The organism is Streptomyces niveus (assembly GCF_001723055.1).
Taxonomy (GTDB): domain Bacteria; phylum Actinomycetota; class Actinomycetes; order Streptomycetales; family Streptomycetaceae; genus Streptomyces; species Streptomyces niveus.
The window spans coordinates 1-366 of record NZ_MDCR01000208.1 but is presented as its reverse complement, the minus strand read 5'-3'; the positions used below and the strand labels follow the sequence as shown (position 1 = coordinate 366).

General features: G+C 71.9%; 1 pseudogene. It reads right to left on the bottom strand.

The window, feature by feature from the left end:
- Positions 1-366 (bottom strand): annotated as a pseudogene (locus tag BHU15_RS38525) (class II histone deacetylase); the annotation flags it as partial.

Below are 366 nucleotides of genomic sequence, written 5' to 3'. Positions count from 1 at the left end.
CGCGCGGCCAGCAACGGGTGGTGGCCCTCCAGGTGGGCGATCACCCGCTCCTGGTGACGCTGGACGCGCTGGCCCGGCAGATGTTCGAGCGAGTGCAGGAACGGGTCCTGAGGGGCGGGCAGCCCGGCGATCGCACTGGCCGTACCCAGCACCAGCATCGGTTGGTACCACGCCGAGTAGCCGCCCTCGTGGGCGAAGACGGCCTTGCCTCCCGTCAGTTCGTCGGCGAGCCGGCACATCGTCGATGTCATCGTGTGGAAGGTGCGGCTGGTGCAGAGCATCCGGCCCATCGGGTCGTGGCCGCTCGCGTCGACGCCCGCCGCCACCAGGATCAGATCGGGGCCGAAGGCGCGGGCCGCCGGCTCC